Source organism: Kordia antarctica (genome assembly GCF_009901525.1).
GTDB lineage: Bacteria > Bacteroidota > Bacteroidia > Flavobacteriales > Flavobacteriaceae > Kordia > Kordia antarctica.
Genome location: NZ_CP019288.1, coordinates 958,705 through 978,788, shown reverse-complemented (window position 1 = coordinate 978,788; position 20,084 = coordinate 958,705). Strand labels below are relative to the sequence as shown.

The window sequence follows — 20,084 nt, the reverse complement described above, 5'->3', positions numbered from 1 at the left end:
AATTGAAAAAACTAGGAATTATTTCCGGTATGGGTACACGCGCTGGGCTCTATTTTATGAATAAACTTATAAATAGAATAGAAGCGCCTACAGATCAAGACTTTCCTGAGTTTATACTTCATAATAACAGCAAAGTTCCAGATAGGACACTCGCAATTGTCTATGGTCAAGAATCACCAAAAGATGAAATAGAAAAGTCAATTAAAATGATGCATTCCTTAGGAGTAGATTATATAGTCTTGACATGTATTACATCCTATTATTATGTAAATCAATTAGATGAAAAACTAAAAAAAAATATAATAAACCCGATCGAAATCACGCTAAAAGCTTTAGAAAAAAAGGGAATTAAAAGAGTAGGATTGTTAGCAACCACTGGCACTTTAAAATCTAGACTCTTTCATGACCAAACTCATATGGAAATTGTTACTCTTGATGCAACCACGCAAGAAGATATTCTCATGAAAGGCATATATATGAAAGGCGGATTAAAATCATCAAAAATTTCACAAGAAGCATTTTCACTTTTTAAGCAAGCATTCAATGCGCTCAAAGAACAACAAGTTGAAGTCATCATTGGTGGCTGTTCTGAAATGCAAATAGGATACGAAAGCCTACAAACCGATATTGTTTATGTGGACACAATATCTATGCTGGTGGAAGAAGTTATTACAAAAATGGATTTGAAAAGAACTAATGAAAAATAAGAAGTTAGTACATACATTATTTGAGCATTGCGCTGAGCAATATCCTGAAAAGGTAGCTGTTGAAACGAGTACAACTCATTTTAGCTATCAACAGGTGAACACTATTGCCAATCAAATTGCAAAATTAATTCATCAATACGCAGGTAAAGATGATGTTGTGGCTATGTATGCAAGTCAGGAAATATTATACATATTTTCACTAATAGCAACTTTTAAAGCTGGAGCGGTTTATTTACCATTAGATAAAAAATACAGAAAAAACCATTGGGCTTCATTATTTGAAACAATCAAACCTAATGTTGTATTTGTAGAGCAAAATCAATTAGCCAATTTTGAACATTACAATGAATTGTTTGAATATAATATTCCAACTGTTTTTATTGTTGAGGTAAACACTAGTGGAATTCAATTATCTAAATACGAAGATATATTAAAAGTACAGATCAATTTTGAAGATGAAACAGTTCCTAACTTCGTATTTGACGAGGCAAGTGGAGAAGATTCAAATAGTATTTTCTTCTCATCAGGATCAACAGGAAAACCAAAAGCAATTCTTGGACGTCATAAAAGTTTAGGACACTTTATAAACTGGCAAACAAATGAATTCAACGTAACTGAAAACGACCGTGTAGGACAATTAGTTTCTTTTTCGTTTGATGCTTCTTTGCGTGACATCTTTTTATCATTAGCTAATGGAGCGACATTATGTATTCCATCGCAAGAAATACGTTCTGATATCGTACAACTCTCTAAGTGGATGCGAGCGCAGAAAATATCGCTGGCACATATGGTGCCTACTTTTTGTAGATTAATACTTTCTGAAGATACTAGCAAAGAACCTTTCTTATTGCGTTATTTATTCTTATCAGGTGAAAAACTATATGAAAAAGATATTTACAATTGGCAACAAAAGTATGGATCCAATACAAAATTGGTTAATTTTTACGGAGCGACAGAATCTACCTTAATTAAAACGTTCTATATAGCAGACAAAGAAATTGAATCGATATCTTCTGAGTTGCTAAGCGTAGGAAAACCAATAGCTAATACGGCTATTTTAATAATAAATGCACAAGGCAAATTATGTAAATCAGGTGAAGAAGGAGAAATATACATTCGTACTCCATTCTTATCTAAAGGATATTATAAAGATGTTGCAGCAACGGCAGAACGATTTGTACAGAATCCGCTGAAAGAGGAACACGAAATTGTATATAAAACAGGTGATTATGGACAATATGATACGGATTGGAATACAACTGTTTTAGGTCGAATTGACGCCATGACAAAGCTTAATGGAGTTCAAGTAAATCTTAACGCTATTGAGAATACAATACTAAAAAACGCAACTGTAAAAAGTATTAAATGTAGCATACAAACACAAGAATCACAAGTACGTCTTATTTGTTTTTATACCGCAAAAAAGGAGATTAATGATGCGCTTTTCAAACATTCTCAAGCATATTTGTCGGAATACGAAATGCCTTCTCTATTTATACATTTAGATAGATTTCCATTAAATGCCAATGGTAAAATAGATGAAAAAGCACTTATAGACAACTTACGAAATACGGCCAAAAATAAATCTTCAAAAAAATTAAATATACTGCAACAAAAAATCGTTGCAATATGGCAAAATATACTAGATGAAGAAACGGTATTCTTACAGGATAATTTTTTCCAAATAGGAGGAAATAGTATTAGTGCTATGCGTTTAATTACAGCATATCAAAAAGAATTTAATGTCGCAATTACATTTGCAGAAATATTTGAATCTCCTTTCTTAAAATCACATGAAGAATTAATAGAAAAGGCAAATAAAACAAGTTTCGTATCAATTGCTAAAAGTGAAAGTACGGGGAAAATACCATTATCTTTCTCTCAACGAAATATGTGGATAGCGTGTCAAATTTCAGGTTCAGCAATATATAACATGCCTGCATATTTATATATGAATCTTAATGACGATGAATACAAACTTTTTGAGAAGGCGATTCTTCAAACCATAAAAAGACACGAAGTCTTACGAACTACTTTAAAAGTTGAAAACGATGAAGCTTACCAAGATATAACACCTTTTAATGAATTTAATTTCAGTATTCCTACCATAGACTTAACGAATACAGAAACACCAGAGCAAAATGCATTTCAGCACATAAATGAAGATAAATTTCTTCCTTTTGATTTAGAGAATGGGCCATTGATTCGTGCGCAGAGAATCAAAATTGCAGCGAATACATATATATTCTATTATAATATTCATCATCTAGTTGGAGATGTCTGGTCTTTAGATATTTTAATACAAGATATCTTATCATATTATAGCTATTACAAGGGAGAAACAACTGAGATGTTGCCTGAATTACCTATTCAATATAAAGATTATGTATACTGGCAAACAACGCAGTTAGAAACAGATATTTTCAAAAATCATAAAAAATATTGGAAACATACATTAGCGAACGAACTTCCTATTCTTGAGCTACCAAGTAACAAACAAAGGCCGTTAACACAATCTTATAACGGATACAAACTATTTTTCTATTTTGACAAGGAAACGTCAAGTTCCATACAAGATTTCTCAAAGAATAGTGGAGGTACTTTATTTATGTTTTTGTTGACTTCGCTAAAAGTACTTTTTTATAGGTATACAGGACAAAGAGATTTATTAATTGGAAGTCCGGTTTCAGGAAGAGAACATACCGACTTAAGCAATCAAATAGGATTGTACGTAAATACGTTACCTATAAGAACACAAATAGATGAGAATATATCTTTTAAAGAATTATTTGAAAAAGTAAAACGAAATTTACTTGAAACGTATGCGCATCAAATGTATCCTTTTGACAAGTTAATTGAAGATTTGGATATTAAGAGAGATACAAGTAGAAGTTTATTATTTGATATTTTAATTGTATTACAAAACACCTTCAATACAAATACAAATCTCGAAATTGCTTCCGATGAAATAATGACAATTAATGATGGAGGAAAAGCTGTAGCTAGATTTGATCTTACATTTACGTTTATTGAAGTCGGAAATCATATAAAACTTGAATTAATCTATAATGAAGATATTCATGATCATGAAATGATGTCTGGATTATTGTACGATTACCAACAACTTTGCAAAAATATTTTAATAGATATTGATCAAGAAATTGATACACTATCATTTTTATCACCTACCAAAGAAACAGAATTATTACTAGGATTTAATGCTTCCAGAAAATCATATCCAAAAAACAAGACAGTTTTAGATTTATTTGAAGCACAAGTACAAAAACATCCAGATAACATTGCTGTAACATTTAATGATAAGCATTTTACGTTCCAAGAAATCAATGAACAGGCAAATCAGTTGAGTCATTATTTAAAACAAGAATATTCACCAAAACAAGACGATTTAATTGGAATTAAATTGGTAAATAGTGAGAAAGTAATTATTTCGATGTTGGCAATCTTAAAAGCCGGAGCAGCCTATGTTCCTATTGATATTAATTACCCAGAAAAAAGAATAGTATATATTACAAACGACAGTAATTGCAAAGTAATAATAGAGGAGAAGTTAATGGAGCAGTTTTATGCTTCGGTAAATACATATTCAAAAGAAAATGTAGCGACTACTATTACGGAAAATAATTTGGCTTACATCATTTACACATCAGGATCAACAGGAAATCCTAAAGGTGTCATGATAGAACATGCTAACTTACTCACGTCTACTTTAGCAAGGAATGAATACTATGATTACATAAAATCTCAATTACTGCTATCCTCTTTTTCTTTTGATTCATCTGTAGCAATTATATGGGAAAGTCTAACCAAAGGTTCTCAATTATTTATTGTAGACAATGAAACACTAAAAGATACAGTTGCATTACTATCATTGATCAATACGTATCGTATAGAATCTATTCTTGCAGTTCCGTCTTTCTATAATTTGATATTGGACTATGTAGATGTAGAAAATTTGTCACTCAAACGCGTTATTTCTGCTGGAGAAGCATTAAATGAAACATTATTAAAGAAACATTTTGAGCATCTTCCTTTATGTAAATTATACAATGAATACGGACCAACAGAAAACACTGTTTGGGCAACTGTAGGAAAAGTTGAAAATAGTACTGAAGATATCGGAATAGGAAAACCTATCGCAAACTCTAGTGTATACATTCTTAACGATCAAAATGGTTTACAGCCTAAAGGTGTTGTTGGAGAAATTAGCCTTACAGGAGATGGAATTGCCAGAGGTTATTTAAATAGAGATGATTTAACTGCAGAAAAATTCATTCCAAATCCTTTTGATAATAATTCACGTATCTACAAAACTGGAGATTTAGGGAAATGGCTTCCAGATGGAAATATAAAATTTTTAGGACGTAAAGACAATCAAGTTAAAATTAGAGGAAACAGAATTGAGTTAGGAGAAATAGAAAAAGTATTAGCTGCTAAATCAGGAATTAAAAAAGTAGTTGTAATTATAAAAGAATCTATATCAGGTGACAAACATATTATTGCCTATTATACAAATGAGTCGTCGTCTGAATCCTCTGATTTAAAACAATATATGGCAACCCAATTGCCAGCCTATATGGTACCTAGTTATTTTATCTTTTTAGATACATTTCCAATAACTGCGAATGGAAAAATAGACATAAAAGGATTACCAGCTCCAGAAGATTTAGGTATAGCTACTGGCGCAATTTATGTTCCGCCTACAACAGAAATACAACGTAAGTTAATAGCAATATGGAAAGTTATACTTGAAAAAGAACAAATAGGAATCAAAGACGATTTCTTCGAATTAGGCGGTCATAGTCTTAAAATTATTCGTCTGATAAGCGAGTATCATAAAATATTTAATGCAAAGGTTTCTATAACTAATTTATTTATACAAGGATCTTTAGAAGCTCACGAAACACTTATTTTACAAGCAAAAAAAGAAGCATTTAGTACAATACCAAAACTTGAACAAGCTAATAATTATGCAGTTTCTGATTCGCAGCGCAGATTATGGGTATTGAGCCAATTTGGTGAAGGATCTGTTGCCTATAATATGCCAAATACAACTTTACTGGAAGAAATACATGATATAGAAATTTTTGTAAAAGCCATTCATAGCGTGTTAGAAAGACATGAAGTTTTGCGTACAGTATTCAAAGAGCAAACAGATGGAACCATACGACAATGCGTTTTACAACCAGAAGAATTAGCATTTTTGATTGATCAGCAAGATTTTAGTAATGAAGAATCTCCTCTAAAAAGTGCATTTAACTATTTAGACATTGATGCTTATGTTCCTTTCGATTTAAAAAACGGACCATTATTACGAGTAAAAATCATTCAACTAGATGATGCTAAGTATATTTTATACTACAATATGCACCACATTATATGTGATGGTTGGTCTATGAATATCTTGTCAAGAGATATAATGGCATATTACAAGCATTTTTCAACGCAAATTGAATTAGAATTACCGGTATTACAAATACAATATAGAGATTATGCAGCATGGCAATTAAATCAATTACAATCGGAAGAATTTAGTTCATTAAAAGAATATTGGCTTGACAAACTTTCAGGAACATTACCAGTATTGAATTTGCCTGGAGCAAAACAAAGACCAAAATTAAAGACATACAACGGGCATGTATTAAATACATACATAAATAAAAAACTAACGAGCGAAATACGCGAATATATAACTTACAATGGCGGAACATTATTCATGTTTTTGGTCACTGCGTTAAAAGTACTAATCTACCGGTATACCAACCAGGATGATATTATCATTGGAACTTCTGTTGCAGGAAGAGAGCATGCAGATTTAGAAGATCAAATAGGTTGTTATTTAAATACGTTAGCGTTACGAAATCAAATACAAAGTAATGTGTCATTTGATACACTATACGCGCAAGTAAAAAATAATTTATTAGATGCATATTCACATCAATCATATCCTTTTGATAGATTGGTTGAAGAATTAAAACTGACAAGAGATACAAGTAGAAGTACTTTATTCGATATCTTAGTTTTACTTCAAAATACTGGTGATGATGAAGAAATGCCAGAAATAAATGAAGAAGAAATCGATCAAATTCATCATGAGGTTGATATGATGGTTAAGTTTGATATTGAATTTGATTTCAGTGAAGTTGGCGATTGTATTTTCTGTCAAGTACGTTACAATACAGATATCTATGAAAGTACAATCATAGAAAATCTAATAAAACGTTTTAAAAATTTAATAACTAATTTATTACCAGCGTCAGAGAATCTTATAGGAAATATTTCTTACTTATCTACGGAAGATGAACATCGATTAGTATATCAGTACAATCAAACAGAACAATCATATACCAAAGAATCAACATTTTTAGATATAGTAGCAACACAAGTAACTACGAATCCTGATGCCATCGCAATTCAAGACGCTGAAACAAGTTATACTTACAAAGAAACTTGGAGTCGTATAGAAGATATTAGTTCACACTTAGTATCAACATTAGGAGAAATTAAAGAACCAATAGTTGTATTGTTAGATCGCAGTAGCGAGATGTTACTCATTATTTTAGGAATTCTAAAATCTGGCAAATCATACATTCCAATCGATATAGGTTTTCCTGAAGATCGGATCAATTATATCATAGAAGATAGCAAAGCGAAGTATATTATCACAGATGTAAACTTGCAACTTCCTCTTAAAGGCGTAAATGCTAAAGTATTAGACAAAGGTGAGATTCTAAAAAGTGAAGTTGTAAATGTTGTAACTCTTCCAGTGAGTGCTGAAGATACAGCGTATATCATATATACATCTGGTTCCACAGGAAAACCAAAAGGCGTAGAAATTGGTCATGATTCTTTGCATAACTTTTTACTTAGTATGCAAAAAAGTCCAGGCATAAGTTCATCAGATCGTATGTATTCGGTAACGACGTATTCATTTGATATCTCGATCTTAGAATTCTTTGTTCCTTTAATCAGTGGCGCAAGTGTATACATCAGTTCACGATTGGAACTTAGTGATCCTTTAAAATTACAGGAATCAATAGAACAATACAATCCAACGATCATGCAAGCTACTCCAAGCTTTTATCAATTACTATTAGATAGTGGTTGGTTGGGCAATTCAGCACTTCGAGTATTATGCGGTGGCGATGCATTAAGTGAAGGATTAAGCACAAATCTTTTAGGAAAAGTAAAAGAATTGTGGAATATGTATGGACCAACAGAAACAACCATTTGGTCAATGTTACGTAAGATTTCTGAGGGCGATCGAAGTAATAACATTGGGTATCCAATAGACAATACACAGATTTACTTATTGGATGCGCAAAAAGAACTAGTTCCAGAAGGTGTAGTTGGTCAATTATACATAGGCGGTTCAGGCTTGGCGAAAGGTTATTACCAAAAAGAATCATTAACCTCAGAACGTTTTATCAGTCATAGATTTTCAGATACTTCAAAGGAAGAGACTTTGTATTACACTGGCGATTTAGGACGTCGCATGTTAGATGGTAGCATTGAGTTTTTAGGTAGAGATGACTATCAGGTTAAGTTACGTGGTTATCGAATAGAACTAGGAGAAATTGAAAAAGTAGTATTAGAATCTTCGCAAGAGATAAAAGAAGCAGTCGTATTGGCAAAGGAGTCGGAAGGAGAGAAGACCTTGGTTGCTTATTACACATCTACAAAAATAGTAGATAAGAAAGCGTTGAGAGACTCTTTATTGAAGAAGTTATCAAGTTATATGGTTCCTAGTTATTACAAACAATTGGATAGTTTTCCACTAACAGCCAATGGGAAGATAGATAGAAAATCACTGCCAGATATTACCAATGAGGACATCATTAAAAACGAGTACAAGGCTCCAAAAAATGAAATAGAAAAAGCTATGGTTCAGATACTAAAGAATTCAATAAAAGAAGATGTTTTAATAATTGGTACAACCGATAACTTTTTTGATTTAGGATTGAACTCGTTATCTTTAATGCAAGTGTTGAATCAATTTAATTCAACTTTAAACTTAACACTTAGACCATTAGATTTATTTCAATATCCAAACATTAAAGCGCTAGTCGAGAATGTACTTAATGATCAAACAAGTCAGGAAGAAATATCTTCAAATATCTTTGAAGATATGGATGAAATCTTAGACATTTTTGATGAGTAATAGAAATAACAACAATAAAATTTCCCCTCAATAAAGTATTCAATCCATTTTTAAGAATTTAAAATTATAACATGGTTAACAGAAAAAAAGATATCGCTGTAATAGGAATGGCAGGAGTATTTCCTAAGTCAAAAGATTTGTCTATTTTCTGGGAAAATTTAAAACAAGGAACAGAGTTATCACATCACTATTCCAAAGAAAATGGAGATACAATGTTAATAAATCTACCGAACTATGTACCTGTAGAATCTAGAATAGACAATGCTGGTAGTTTTGATTATAAGTTCTTTGGTTATACACGAGAAGAAGCATCGGTAATGGATCCACAGATACGTATTATGCACGAAATTGTATATGCGTCTTTAGATAACGCAGGATATGCAAATAGACTCACCGAAAAGGCAATTGGGCTCTACTTATCTGCTTCAGACAATATTAATTGGAGACTATTAGAAATGTTTTACAACAAAGGAACATTGGCTCCTTATATAACTAGAAAGTTATCGAACAAACAATATGTAAGTACACTAATTTCATACAATTTAGGATTAACTGGTCCCAGTTTTTATTCAGATACAGCATGCTCAGCTTCATTAAGTAATATTCATTTGGCTTGTAGAAGTCTATTGTTAAAGGAATGTAATATGGCAGTTTCGGGAGGCGTAAACATAGATTCTACAGACAGAAAAGGATACTTACATGAAGAAGGATTCATCAATTCAAAAGATGGATTCTGTAGAGCGTTCGATAAAGATGCAACAGGTACAATTTGGGGAGAAGGCGCTGGCGCAGTAGTATTAAAACGATATGAAGACGCTATAAAAGATGGAGATTATATCTATGCAGTCGTTAAAGCAACTTCGGTTAATAATGATGGAAGAAGAAAAGTTGGATACACCGCGCCAAGTGTTGAAGGACAATCAGATTGTATTAAAATGGCACATAGAGTAGCCGGAGTACAGCCTAACACTATAGGTTATATAGAAGCACATGGAACAGGAACTAAATTGGGCGATCCTATAGAAATAGAAGCATTAAACAAGGCATTCAATTACGACATAAATCATAAATGTGCGATAGCATCAGTAAAAACAAACATGGGACATTTAGATGCAGCAGCTGGAATTGCTGGTTTTATAAAAACCTGTATGTGTTTGTATTACAAAATGATACCGCCATCTCTCCATTTCAATGATTCAAATCCTGAAATTAATTTTGATGGAGGACCATTTTATGTGAATACCGAATTACAAGATTGGAAAAGCGACAATGTAAGAAGAGCAGGAATTAACAGTTTAGGAATAGGAGGAACTAACTGTCATGCAGTATTAGAAGAATTCATAGAAACTGTTTGTGATACGAGTAATACCAAACAGCATGTGCTTTTTTATGCCGCAAAATCAAGAAAGGCATTAAAGGAATATCGACAAAAACTCGCAGCTTATTTACTCGAAAATGATTCATATACCAATGCGCAAATTAGTTATAGTCTAGCAAAAAATACGCGCCCATTTCCTTATAGAGATTTTATTGTTTTTGAAAATAGAGAAAAAGCTCAAAAAAAATTACTTTCAGAAACTTCTATACAACCTGCAAAAGGACATAAAAATATTGTCTTTATGTTTCCTGGACAAGGAACACAATACCTTAAAATGGCGAATGATCTTTATGACAACATACCATATTTCAAAACGATCATGGATACTGGTTTTGAGTTGTTGAATGCATTGACAAATAAAGATTATAAAAAAATAATAGGATACACAACTTCTGAAAATGCAGAGTTAATCCATGAAACATTGCATACGCAACCATTACTATTTGTTGTAGAATATGCGTTAGCCAAAACTTTAATACATTTAGGAATACAACCTGACGGAATGATTGGTCATAGTCTTGGAGAATATGTAGCAGCATGTGTTGCTGGTGTTTTTTCGTTTGAAGCTGGATTGGAAATTGTTTGCACAAGAGCATCCTTAATGAACCAAATGAAATCTGGAGATATGATTGTGGTGCATTCAACACATGAAAGTATAACAGAATATATAACTGAGGAATTATCTGTTGCAGCTATTAATAGTGATGATACCTGTGTACTTTCTGGCGAAAGTAAATCTATAACAACCCTAGAAGAAAAACTCAAGAACGCAGCTATTGCTTTTACAAAACTTAAAACCTCTCATGCTTTTCATTCAAACATGATGAATGATATGCTAACGCCATTTAAAGAAAAATTGGACACATTAGAATTTGAAAAACCAAAAATTCCAATCATATCTAATCTTACGGGAGAACTCATTACGACAGATGAAAATATGCCATCATCATATTGGACAAAACATATTAGAGAAACGGTATTATTTCATAAAGGATTGCAAAGTGCCATTCAAAAGTGGAATGTAGAGAACACCATTTTTATAGAGATAGGACCTGGAAAAACACTCTCTAGTTTCTTGAAAAAGCAAGTGCCAGAAGCTATCACCAATGTATCAATGATTAGAAGAGCGAAAGAATCAAAAAATGATTACAGTTATTTTCTAACCAACATTGGTCTTTTGTGGAAAGTTGGAGCTTCTGTAGAAACAGCTAAACTGTATCCGGAAAATTCACAAAAAGTACCTGTTCCGACTTATGTTTTTGATCAAACGGAACTACCAAGTAGAATTGATGCTTTGCGATTAGTGCAAAATCAATTTAGCAACAGTAAAGATCTAACTTCAGTACTATCAAAAATGACGTCAAATACTATTTTTGATGAGAAGGAATTAGATGAAGAAGAAAAACATGGAGAAATAGAAAATGATGAGAGAATAAATTTAACTACCAATTATATAGCCCCCCAAAATGATATTCAAATACGTTTATCATCAATTTGGAAAAATACACTTGGTTATGAAAAAATAGGCATTGAAGATGATTTCTTTGAATTAGGAGGCGATTCTTTAAAAGCAATGTCAATTTTAAACGCAATCAAAAAAGAATTCAATTGTAATATTGAAATTCAAGATTACTATGATAGTCCTAATATCAAGACATTGAGTTCGCAGATAGAAGTTCTATTAAAACTTAAGGACATAAGTAAAACTACACCACGAAAAAATACATTCAAAATCTAATGCAAATTCTTGAAATCTTAAACCAGTTGGAAGAAAATCAAGTGTATTTATCACTTGACGGACTTGACTTGGAAGTAAGTACTGTAAATGATGATGTACCTGAGCATATTATCGGATTGATTAGAGATAATAAGGCATTGTTAGTTAAGTATTTAAATAAAATACAAACAGAAGAAGTATATCAAAGTATTCCTGTACTGCCAATGCAAGAATCATACGTGCTTTCCTCAGCTCAAATGAGATTATGGGTATTAAGTCAGTTTCAGGAAATGGCTTTAGCTTACAATATGCCATTCTCTTTAGGGCTTATGGGAAATTATAATTTATCTTTTTTTGATAAAGCTATTCATTCAGTAATTCAACGACATGAAATTTTGCGTACCATTTTTAAAGCAGATGAGAATGGAGATATAAAACAATGGATTATTCCTTATGAGGAGTTCAATTTTAAATGTCAATTTTATGATTTTTCAAAACAACCTAATGGACAAATAGAAGCTAAAAAAATAATCGAAGAAGATTCTTATATGTCGTTCAATTTAGAAAATGGACCACTAATTAGAGTGAAATTCTTTGAGCTTGCAAACGAACAATGCATCTTATATTACAATATGCATCACATTATTAGTGATGGATGGTCTATAAATATAATATCTAAAGATGTTTTAACGTATTATGAAGCGTATTTAGAAGATAGAAAACCTAACATATCTCCGCTTGTTATTCAGTACAAAGACTATGCAAACTGGCAACAAAATCAATTACAATCACAAGAATATACAAATCATAAAGAATATTGGTTACAAAAACTGTCAGGTGATTTTACCAAAATAACACTTCCTAAGGCAAAAAAACATACTGTTCAAGATGCTGGAGTTGGTAGAATGCTAAAAACCTATCTAAATACGGAACACACGGATGGAATTCGAAAATTCATTGAAGCGCAAGGTGGAAGCTTATTTACATTTTTACTAACGACATTAAAAATACTATTTCATAGATATACAGGACAAAATGATATCATTTTAGGAAGTCCAATTGCAGGTAGAGATCATGCAGATTTAGAAGAACAAATAGGGTTTTATGTAAATACATTAGTACTAAGAAATACACTAGCTAGTGATTCAACATTTGGAGAAACATATGGACAAATAAAAGAAAATTTATTAGCCGACTATTCGCATCAAATGTATCCTTATGATGAATTGGTAGATGCTTTAAACCTAAAGGGCAATAATCCATTGTTTGACATAATGATTATTCTACAAAATACTTCTAATACAAAGCAAAAAATAACATTACCTAAAGAAATTGTAGAAGCAATAGAAGATTGCGGAAAAGCATATGTGAAATTCGATTTGTTATTTAACTTTACTGAAATAGAAAATCATATTGTGATACAACTGGAATATGATGAAGATGTATACGAATACAAAACTGTCACAAGAATAATAGAACATTTCAAAGGATTGATAGCGAGTATTCTTAATGATACGCATACTTCTATCGGTCAGCTAAATTATATTCCAAAATTAGAGCAATCTAAAATTCTAGAAGAGTTCAATAATAATACTTCTACGTATCCACAGGAAAAAACAATCCTTGATTTATTTGAAGAACAGGTGAAAAGAACACCAACGCTAGAAGCTATACGATATGAGCAAAAAAGTTGGTCATATCAAGAAATTAATGACATTGCGAATAATTATGCTTCAACATTATATAGTCATTTTTCAGTATCTAATGGAGATCGAGTAATTGTTTCCTTAGCATATGGAAAAGAACTCATACCAATTTTAATAGCAATTAAAAAAATTGGCGCAATATATGTGTCTTTAGATCCAACAACTCCTTCAGATCGTATTGAATATGTGATTAAGGATAGTAAAAGTGTTTTATTTATAGATAGTGAGTTTATAAACAAACTATCTCCAATTGTTACAAAACCTGAAACACAAGAACTTCCTGTTTTAAAACATACGAATTCTGAAACGGTAGAGTTCATTATCTATACATCTGGATCTACAGGAAACCCAAAAGGGATTAAAATAACATCTAAAGGTGTAATCAATAGATTGCATTGGATGTGGAATAAATATCCATATGCAAAAGGAGAAGTTGCTTGTGCTAAAACTTCCATAAGTTTTGTTGATCATATTTGTGAGATATACGGACCCTTATTAAAAGGTATTCCATTAGTACTATTTAATAAAGAAGCCGTTATCGATATTAAAAACTTCATTCATAAACTGCATAGCAATCAGATTTCAAGAATTGTATTAGTACCTTCCCTATTAAGAGAAATGATGAAGTATCCTGATGTTTGCAATGCAGAATTACAAGCATTGCGAATTTGCATTAGTAGTGGAGAAGCTTTGAGAACATCTGACGTACATTCTTTTTATTCGGTATTACAAAACAATACAACACGTCTCATCAATATTTATGGTTCTACAGAAGTAACTGCAGATGCTACTTATTATGACACATATGAGAGGTTTAATCAAAATAAAAATAAAGAGTTTAAGCTTTTTTCAACCTCATTAAAAAGTGAAATAGAAAACATCATTGAAACACATGATTCAGCTACAAAAATAATAGAAAACCCACTCTCGGAATTATTAAAAGATGCCTACTTTACTAAAACATCTATAGATGAAAATGTTTCGATTGATGAGTATATTAAGTTTATAGAAACCAAAGTAATTCCTAATGTTGTCAACGTAAATAATACATCTTATATAGGTCATATGACAGGTCCTATTCCTGAAATCATGAGACAACTCAGTAGTTTGGTAGTTGCTTTAAATCAAAATCAGGTAAAAATTGAAACTTCTTCAGTTGCTACAATCATAGAAAGACAACTCATAGGAATCTTTCATAATCTAGCATTCAATTTACCGAAAACATTCTATGACGAATATGTACAAGAAGCAAATAGTTCTTTAGGAATTATAACGAATGGCGGTACAATGTCTAATGTAACGGCTATGTACTATACATTGAACAAGAAACTAAAACCTAAAAATGGTTTTGAAGGTCTTGCCAAAGAAGGTTTAGTAAATGCATTACAAGCTTATGGATATAGTAAAGTTGTATTGTTAGGATCAAAATGGTGTCATTATTCATTTGATAAAACACTTAAAATTTTAGGATTAGGATCTAAAGCATTTGTTGAACTTGATTTTGACAACAAAACAAAAGAAGAAATTTCCAGTGCAATCTCAAAACTTAAAGAAGAACGAGCATTAATATTAGGGATTATTGGTGTGGCAGGAACAACAGAATCAGGCTATGTTGAATCACTTGATACTATTGGTCAAATTGCAAGCCAGCATGATATTCATTATCACGTAGATGCTGCTTTTGGTGGCGCTTATTTAATGGATGAAGAATTAAAAAACAAATTGAACGGAATAGAATTGGCTGATTCCGTAACCATCTGTGCGCATAAACAGTTTTATGTACCTATTGGAGTAAGTATCTGCTTATTTAAAGATCCCAATCATGCTGTATATTCAGAATTTAATGCACGTTACCAAGCAAGAAGCGAAAGTTATGACTTGGGTAAATTTACAATAGAAGGTTCTAGAAACTTCATGAGTTTTATACTGCATGGAGCTCTTCATATTGTTGGTAAAGAAGGTTTTGCAGAAGTATTGCGCCAAAATCACGAACTAGCAAAAACATTTGCCGATATCATAACACATCAAGAAGATTTTGAACTTATGTATGAGCCTACGCTCAATATTGTACTGTATCGATACATTCCGCTATCGCTTCGAGGACAAAACGGATATACTGATGAAGAAATAAAAATCATCAATACACTTAACAAAAAAATACAATTAGAACAGTTTGAAAATGGAAACTCTTTTGTTTCGTTCACAACCATCACCAAAAAAGAAAATACTGAAAAGCAAGTAGTTTTTAGAACAGTTTTCATGAATCCATTTACTACTGTCAAAGACATTTATGCACTTCTAAACGAACAAAGAGCTATAGCAGGTGAAACACAGCATCTTTCTGACTACAAACCTACTAACGGCAAAGATTTTAATATTCCAATAGGAAAACCAATTGAAAATGTAAAAGTATACGTTCTAGATGCAAACCTTAACTTACTACCAATAGGAGTTACAGGAGAAATATGCATTAGTGGAGATTGTCTTTCAGAAGGTTATATTGGCGCGAATGATTTAAACAAGAATCGATTTATTGAAAATCATTTTTTAACAGGAGAGCGTTTATTTTTAACAGGTGATTTAGGAAGATGGACAGAAGATGGAGACATTGAATTTTTGGGACGTAAGGACAATCAAGTTAAGATTAGAGGAAATAGAATTGAATTAACAGAAATTGAAAATACACTATTAAGAAAAAAGGAAATTGAGCAAGTAATTGTAACTACATTTAAACGCAATGAAACGAATGAGGAACAACTCGCCATGTATTTCATCTCAACTATAGAAGAATCAATAACAGGATTGAGGAGTTTTATCAAACAATTTTTACCAGATTATATGTTGCCTGATCATTATATTCAATTAACGGAATTTCCTTTAACTGTTAGTGGTAAAATAGACAAAAAGAACCTTCCTAGTCCATTAGAAAATGCACTTACTATTGAAAATGAATATGTGCCACCAAGAAATGAAATAGAAACGAAATTAGTTCAAATATGGGAGGAAGTATTACAGAAAAAAACTATTGGAATTAAAGACGATTTCTTTGAATTAGGCGGACAAAGTCTTAAAATGGCTCAGGTAATCAATAAAATTCATAAAGAATTATCCCTACATATTGCTTTCCCAACATTTTTTAATAATGCCACCGTAGAAAAAGTTGCAGAAAAATTAGTTGAAAAAGCGTATACTGCTATTACAAAAGCAGCTATATTAGAAAATTATCCTTTAACGCCAGCACAAAAAAGATTATGGGTTTTAAGTCAGCTTGAAGGCGGATCGGAAGCATATAACATTCCTTTATCCATACAATTAAAAGGAGATATTAAAGAAGGCCTATTTGAAGAAACATTCAAACTATTACTAGAGAAATATGAAATTTTAAGAACATCTTTTAAAACAGATGTTAATACTGGAGAAGTCCGACAATTTATAGTACCAACTGATAAAGTAGATTTTTCGATAGATTATAAAGATTTCACCAAGAATTCCAATACATCATCTAGTGTAGAAGAACACATCTCTTTGGCAAGTCGAAAGACTTTTAATTTAGAAGCAGCTCCACTTTTTAGAGTTTCTTTATTAAAGATTAATGCACAGGAATACATTCTCTTTTTAACAATGCATCATCTTATAAGTGACGGTTGGACAATGCAATTACTTTTTTCCGAATTCACTCAAACATATCATGATTTAATTCACAACAAGAAAGTAAATACCAATACGCTCACAATTCAGTACAAAGATTATTCGGTATGGTTTAGCGATCAAATGTCGCAGCCAGCATATCAGAAAATGGAAGACTATTGGCTAGCTCAATTTAAAGGTGAGATTCCTATACTTTCGCTGCCTTCTAGTAAGCAAAGACCAGCAATTCAAACATTCAACGGAACACGCATATCGCATACTTATTCTGATGATTTCTATAAAAAGTTAGCTAAATTTTCAGAAGCCAACAATGTGACGTTGTTTATGACGCTTATGGCGGGAATAAAAGCGCTTTTATACAACTATTCAGGTCAAGATGACATCATATTAGGTACGCCAATAGCAGGAAGAAATCATCCTGAATTAGAAAATCAAATAGGTTTATTCTTAAATACGCTTGCCATCCGAACACAATTTGATCCGAAGCAACCTTTTTCAGCACTCTTATCAAAAGAAAAGGAAGTATTATTGGGAGCTTACGAAAATCAAATATTTCCTTTCATGGAATTGGTTGAAAAGCTATCTATAAACAGAGATAGAAGTCGTTCTGCTTTATTTGATGTGTTTGTCATATTACAAAATCAAAATCAAGTACATGTTCAAGATTCATATATAAATGATATTGGAATTGAAACGAAGGTATATGAACATAAGGCGAATACTTCTCAATTTGATATCAGCTTTATTTTCTCAGAAGCAAATCAACAATTATCATTAACACTAGAAAGTAACACAGATATTTATGATTCAGAATTTATACAAAGAATCTTTATTCATTTAGAAAATATACTTTCAGATGCTATAGATTATGATACAAATGTTGAATCGTTATCTTACTTATCTACGGAAGATGAACATCGATTAGTACATCAATACAATCAAACAGAACAATCATATACCAAAGAATCAACATTTTTAGATATAGTAGCAACACAAGTAACTACGAATCCTGATGCCATCGCAATTCAAGACGCTGAAACAAGTTATACTTACAAAGAAACTTGGAGTCGTATAGAAGATATTAGTTCACACTTAGTATCAACATTAGGAGAAATTAAAGAACCAATAGTTGTATTGTTAGATCGCAGTAGCGAGATGTTACTCATTATTTTAGGAATTCTAAAATCTGGCAAATCATACATTCCAATCGATATAGGTTTTCCTGAAGATCGGATCAATTATATCATAGAAGATAGCAAAGCGAAGTATATTATCACAGATGTAAACTTGCAACTTCCTCTTAAAGGCGTAAATGCTAAAGTATTAGACAAAGGTGAGATTCTAAAAAGTGAAGTTGTAAATGTTGTAACTCTTCCAGTGAGTTCTGAAGATACAGCGTATATCATATATACATCTGGTTCCACAGGAAAACCAAAAGGCGTAGAAATTGGTCATGATTCTTTGCATAACTTTTTACTTAGTATGCAAAAAAGTCCAGGCATAAGTTCATCAGATCGTATGTATTCGGTAACGACGTATTCATTTGATATCTCGATCTTAGAATTCTTTGTTCCTTTAATCAGTGGCGCAAGTGTATATATCAGTTCACGATTAGAACTTAGTGATCCTTTAAAATTACAGGAATCAATAGAACAATACAATCCAACGATCATGCAAGCTACTCCAAGCTTTTATCAATTACTATTAGATAGTGGTTGGTTGGGCAATTCAGCACTTCGAGTATTGTGCGGAGGCGATGCATTAAGTGAAGGATTAAGCACAAATCTTTTAGGAAAAGTAAAAGAATTGTGGAATATGTATGGACCAACAGAAACAACCATTTGGTCAATGTTACGTAAGATTTCTGAGGGCGATCGAAGTAATAACATTGGGTATCCAATAGACAATACACAGATTTACTTATTGGATGCGCAAAAAGAACTAGTTCCAGAAGGTGTAGTTGGTCAATTATACATAGGCGGTTCAGGCTTGGCGAAAGGTTATTACCAAAAAGAATCATTAACCTCAGAACGTTTTATCAGTCATAGATTTTCAGATACTTCTAAGGAAGAGACTTTGTATTACACAGGCGATTTAGGACGTCGCATGTTAGATGGTAGTATTGAGTTTTTAGGTAGAGATGACTATCAAGTTAAGCTACGTGGTTATCGAATAGAACTAGGAGAAATTGAAAAAGTAGTATTAGAATCTTCGCAAGAGATAAAAGAAGCAGTCGTATTGGCAAAGGAGTCGGAAGGAGAGAAGACCTTGGTTGCTTATTACACATCTACAAAAATAGTAGATAAGAAAGCGTTGAGAGACTCATTATTGAAGAAGCTATCAGGTTATATGGTTCCTAGTTATTACAAACAATTGGATAGTTTTCCACTAACAGCCAATGGGAAGATAGATAGAAAATCATTACCAGATATTACCAATGAGGACACCATTAAAAATGAATACAAGGCTCCAAAAAATGAAATAGAAACGAAGTTAGTTTCTATTTGGGAAAATGTGCTTGGTTTTGAAAAAATAGGAGTAATAGATAACTTTTTTGAAATAGGTGGGAATAGTTTGAACGCAATTAAAATAATTTCAAAAGTACAACAAGAATTTAATGTTCAAATAGACATGGTAAAACTATTTCAAGATCCTAATATACAAGGTATGTCAGAGGAAATTGAGAACCAAAATTGGCAAAAAGAAGAAGTTACCGAAAAAACAATAGTAGATAGTCAAACTATTTAAA

General features: G+C 31.9%; 4 protein-coding genes. All 4 read left to right on the top strand.

What is annotated here, in order from left to right:
- The first annotated feature begins 2 nt into the window (after positions 1-2).
- The 4 genes from IMCC3317_RS03870 (at position 3) to IMCC3317_RS03855 (ending at position 20,083) form a co-directional block, all read left to right on the top strand.
- The gene (locus tag IMCC3317_RS03870) at positions 3-707 is read left to right on the top strand and encodes an aspartate/glutamate racemase family protein (RefSeq protein ID WP_160128193.1); all 705 of its coding nucleotides are present in this window, start codon (positions 3-5) and stop codon (positions 705-707) included.
- A complete protein-coding gene (locus IMCC3317_RS03865) occupies positions 697-8,886 on the top strand; it encodes a non-ribosomal peptide synthetase (RefSeq protein WP_160128192.1) in 8,190 nt (2,729 codons plus the stop codon). The genes IMCC3317_RS03870 and IMCC3317_RS03865 overlap by 11 nt, the downstream gene beginning before the upstream one ends.
- Before the next feature lie 71 nt (positions 8,887-8,957).
- The gene (locus IMCC3317_RS03860) at positions 8,958-12,002 is read left to right on the top strand and encodes a type I polyketide synthase (protein ID WP_160128191.1); all 3,045 of its coding nucleotides are present in this window, start codon (positions 8,958-8,960) and stop codon (positions 12,000-12,002) included.
- Entirely contained in the window at positions 12,002-20,083 is an 8,082-nt protein-coding gene (locus IMCC3317_RS03855; protein ID WP_160128190.1) for a non-ribosomal peptide synthetase, read from the top strand. Before IMCC3317_RS03860 ends, IMCC3317_RS03855 begins: the two co-directional genes overlap by 1 nt.
- The last annotated feature ends 1 nt before the right edge of the window (position 20,084 follow it).

Coding starts and splice junctions, on each gene's coding strand:
- IMCC3317_RS03865 (WP_160128192.1), top strand. CDS start 697: ATGAAAAATAAGAAGTTAGTACATACATTATTTGAGCATTGCGCTGAG.
- IMCC3317_RS03860 (WP_160128191.1), top strand. CDS start 8,958: ATGGTTAACAGAAAAAAAGATATCGCTGTAATAGGAATGGCAGGAGTA.
- IMCC3317_RS03855 (WP_160128190.1), top strand. CDS start 12,002: ATGCAAATTCTTGAAATCTTAAACCAGTTGGAAGAAAATCAAGTGTAT.